Annotated in this window: 2 protein-coding genes and 1 pseudogene; 2 read left to right on the top strand and 1 reads right to left on the bottom strand. The window is 50.0% G+C overall.

Annotation, left to right across the window (positions count from 1 at the left end):
* A pseudogene (locus BZG79_RS12480) lies at positions 1–762 on the bottom strand (lipoate--protein ligase); the annotation flags it as partial.
* A gap of 310 nt (positions 763–1,072) precedes the next feature.
* On the opposite strand from BZG79_RS12480, the gene pheS reads away from it, so the two are divergent.
* Together pheS and pheT are read left to right on the top strand one after the other, a co-directional pair.
* Complete coding sequence (gene pheS, locus BZG79_RS12475; protein ID WP_025744396.1) at positions 1,073–2,056, top strand: phenylalanine--tRNA ligase subunit alpha; 984 nt, start codon at positions 1,073–1,075, stop codon at positions 2,054–2,056.
* A gap of 19 nt (positions 2,057–2,075) precedes the next feature.
* Positions 2,076–4,455 (top strand): phenylalanine--tRNA ligase subunit beta (pheT, locus tag BZG79_RS12470; protein WP_108743294.1); only part of this gene is annotated, 2,380 nt, incomplete at its 3' end.

The following is a 4,455-nucleotide window of genomic DNA, read 5'->3' as shown; positions in this document are numbered from 1 at the left end:
CCAAAATTCCATTCCCAACTGCACTGTTTTTCATAGATGGCGTTAAAGCCTTCGACATCGGGTTTGACCTCAGGAGAAATGTATTCAATCTCAGCGGTATTGCCATAGTGGTTAAAGAATGCAGCTTTGATCGCATCACACAGAGCTTGGTGGGTGATCTCCGGGACATAATCGGAAATATTCGCTACTCGCGCGCGTACAGAGGTAATGCCCTTGGCTTGCAGCTTTTTGGGATCAGGGTTGAGGTAATCGCCCAGTCGCGACAAGTTGGCATTAATCAATAGGGTGCCGTGATGAAATCCACGATCTTTTGTCTCTTTGTAGGCTGACCCTGAGATTTTGCGAGCGCCTTCAGGGGGCTTCAGGGGTATCCATGGTGAGATCATTGCGTCCACTGGCCGTTGCCTCAATACCGAGTGTTTTTAGCGCATTCAACACAATTTGTGTCGATACCGATTTGTCATAACCGGGCTTGCCGGCCATAAAGGTAAAGTTAGTATTGCCGAGATCATGAAACACGGCGCCACCACCGCTTTGGCGTCGAGCTAACACAACGCCGTCTTGTTCCATTTTACGAGTGTTGCATTCGCGCCATGCATTTTGACCACGCCCGATCACCACCGTATTGTCGTTACGCCAAAGAAAGAGCACATTTTGCGCTGATGACATGGTACGGAAAATCGTATCTTCCACCGCCAAATTAAACCAAGGGTGGGTCGAGGTAGATACAAACACGCGTAAAGGATGATTGTTTTCTTGCATAGTGGCTCCAAATTCGTCGAGATCTCGGCTCGTAGCATAGCAAACTCTTCATCTATGCCAACAAAATGGATAAACCGGTAGCTGATGGCGAGGAAAAATGACTTAAATGCCGTTTAGCGTTTGGCATTAGTCGTGGCATTAATTAGTATGTAAGGTCAATTTATTACCTGTTCTCTCAGTCAATTGGCATTGAGGCGTATAACAAGACGACTCTGTCAGTTTGCTCAGACAATGGGTGAAACCATGATGTCAGCAGGTATTGTCACGCACCTACCTGGTTTGGACTACCCAACGGGTCGACGAGGAAACAATGCAACAATTAGAAGAAATTCTTGCGAATGCAACCAATGCGGTGGCCGATGCTGCCTCTGTGGCTGCATTGGATGAAGTCCGGGTAAAATACCTAGGAAAGAAGGGTGAGTTAACCGCACAGCTTCAGGCTTTAGGCAAATTGCCTCCTGAAGAACGCCGCGAAGCGGGTCAGAAGATAAATCAGGCTAAGCAAACCGTGCAGCAGACGATTGCTGAACGTAAGCAAGCACTAGAACGTGCTGAGCTAGAAGCCAAACTGGCCGCCGAAACCATTGATGTGAGCCTGCCAGGCCGCCGGATTGAAAACGGTGGATTGCATCCGGTAACGCGCACCATTGAGCGTATTGAGCAATTTTTTGGTGAGCTTGGTTTTTCGGTGGAAGCTGGACCGGAAGTGGAAGATGGCTTCCATAACTTTGATGCATTGAACATCGCAGCCGATCATCCCGCGCGTACCGATCATGACACCTTCTTCTTTAACCCTGATTTGATGTTGCGTACCCATACCTCGGGCGTTCAGATCCGGACCATGGAAGCCGGCAAGCCGCCATTCCGTATTATTGCGCCAGGCCGTGTTTATCGAAACGATTACGACCAAACGCACACGCCCATGTTCCACCAAGTAGAAGGTTTGCTGGTCGATAAAGACATTACCTTTGCCGATCTAAAAGGTATTTTGAACGACTTCCTTCGCAACTTTTTTGAGGAAGATCTCGAAGTACGTTTCCGTCCTTCCTATTTCCCGTTTACCGAGCCCTCAGCGGAAGTCGATGTGCGCCGTAAAGGTGGCAAATGGCTAGAGATCTTAGGTTGTGGCATGGTTCACCCCAATGTCCTGCGGTCGGTGAACATTGACCCAGAGGAATATCAAGGTTTTGCCTTTGGTATTGGGGTTGAGCGCCTAACCATGTTGCGCTATGGCGTGAATGATCTTCGTGCGTTCTTTGAGAACGATCTGCGCTTTTTGAAACAATTTAAGTAATCAGTGGGGCAAGGTAATAATGAAATTCAGTGAATCTTGGTTGAGAGAGTGGGTAAATCCAGCAAACGACACCAACGCGCTTGCCCACCAGATCACCATGGCCGGTCTTGAAGTTGACGAGATTGCCCCCGTGGCTGGCGAGTTTAGCGGTGTGGTTGTGGGTGAAGTGGTGGAATGTGGTCAACACCCTGACGCAGACAAACTGCGGGTCACTAAAATTAATGTAGGTAACGATGAGTTACTGGATATTGTCTGTGGTGCGCCGAATTGTCGCCAAGGCTTAAAAGTGGCGGTAGCCATGGTTGGAGCGGTATTGCCGGGTGATTTTAAAATCAAAAAGGCCAAGCTACGCGGTCAGCCATCATTCGGTATGTTGTGCTCGTTCACCGAGCTGGGTATCGATGTGGAATCGGATGGGATTATCGAATTGCCCGCTGACGCGCCGATTGGTACTGACATCCGTGATTATCTTGCACTCAACGATGTCACCATCGATGTGGATTTGACCCCAAACCGCGCTGATTGTTTGAGCCTACGTGGCTTGGCGCGTGAAGTGGGCGTATTAAACCGCACCGATGTAACAGAGCCTACCATTACGCCTGTTGCTGCCAGCATTGAAGACAAAGTATCGGTGCGCATCGATGCGCCGCAAGCGTGCCCACGTTATCTGGGCCGTGTGGTAAAAAACGTTGATCTTAATGCGCAGAGCCCGTTGTGGATGCAAGAAAAACTGCGTCGCAGTGGTATTCGTTCTATCGATGCTGTGGTGGATGTCACCAACTATGTGATGCTTGAGCAAGGTCAGCCAATGCATGCGTTTGATCTTGGCAAGATTGAAGGTGGCATCGTGGTGCGTTTAGCCGAAGAAGGCGAAGCATTGACCTTACTTGATGGCAATGAAGCCAAACTAAATACGCAAACGCTCGTTATTGCGGATGAGAAAAAAGCGTTGGCGATGGCAGGCATTTTTGGCGGCCAAGAGTCAGGTGTGACCACAGAAACCCAAGATATTCTGTTAGAGTCAGCCTTTTTTGCCCCGGAAGCGATTCGTGGTCGCGCACGTAGCTATGGTCTACACACAGATTCATCTCACCGCTTTGAGCGCGGGGTTGATCCGGCACTGCAAGCCGCAGCGATGGAGCGAGCCACTGAATTATTGCTGGCTATCTGTGGCGGCGAAGCGGGCGAGATTGTGACGGCTGAGTCCACTAACACCTTGCCAGCTCGTGACACTGTCACACTTCGTCGTATCAAGCTCGATGGTTTACTCGGGCATGCTATTGACAACAAGGATGTCGATGCCATTTTGACCCGCTTAGGCTGTGCGGTGACGACCACCGATCAAGGTTGGGAAGCAACGGCACCAAGCTGGCGTTTTGATATTGCCATCGAGCAAGATTTGATTGAGGAAGTGGGTCGTATCTATGGCTACGACAATATTCCGACCCGTGCGCCGAAAGCTGCGCTCACCATGCGCGAATATAAAGAAGCGGCGATGCCACTCAAGCGTGTGCGTGATCTTCTGGTTGACCGTGGTTTCCATGAAGCGATCACTTATAGCTTTGTTGAGCCCAAGCAACAGGCGTTGATTGTGCCGAATGTGGCGCCGTTAATCCTGCCAAGCCCCATCTCGGCGGATATGTCCGCGATGCGCTTAAGCTTATTACCTGGTTTGCTCAATACGGTGGCCTATAATCAAAAGCGTCAACAACCGCGCGTACGTTTGTTTGAGTTTGGTTTACGCTTCACGCCTGAAGGCGATATGAGCGGTAACATACGTCAAGATAATATTCGCCAAGAGCGGATGCTTGCCGGGGTTATTGCCGGACCAAGTAGCGAAGAGCATTGGGGTCTGACCAGCGCAACGGTTGATTTCTTTGACTTAAAAGGGGATCTGGAAGCGGTGCTTGAGCTAACCGGTCAGTTGAATGATTTCCGCTTTGTGTCAGCCTCTCATCCCGCGATGCACCCAGGCCAAACTGCAGCGATTGAGTTTGATGGCAATGTTGTCGGCCATATTGGTACGCTACATCCAGAGCTAGAACGCGAGTTTGGCTTAAATGGGCGTACCGTGGTGTTTGAGCTGGAATGGCAAGCGATTGATACGCGCTTTATTCCTGAAGCGGCCGGTCTGTCCAAGTTCCCTGCAAACCGTCGTGATATTGCGGTGATTGCCGATGAGTCGCTCGCATCAGGTGATGTAGTCGCTGCGTGTTTGCAAAGTGGTAATGCGCTGATTAAAGATGCACAACTTTTCGACCTGTATACCGGTAAAGGGGTAGAAGACGGGAAGAAGAGCTTAGCGATAGCACTTATTTTGCAATCGGATGAGCGCACCCTAGAAGAGAAGAGCTTAGCGATAGCACTTATTTTGCAATCGGATGAGCGCACCCTAGAAG

This window comes from Salinivibrio sp. MA427, assembly GCF_001996115.1.
Classification (GTDB): domain Bacteria; phylum Pseudomonadota; class Gammaproteobacteria; order Enterobacterales; family Vibrionaceae; genus Salinivibrio; species Salinivibrio costicola.
This window is presented reverse-complemented; position numbering and strand designations above follow the sequence as displayed.

Bases quoted from the DNA above. Each gene is read 5' to 3' on its own strand.
- pheS (WP_025744396.1), top strand. From the start codon at position 1,073: ATGCAACAATTAGAAGAAATTCTTGCGAATGCAACCAATGCGGTGGCC.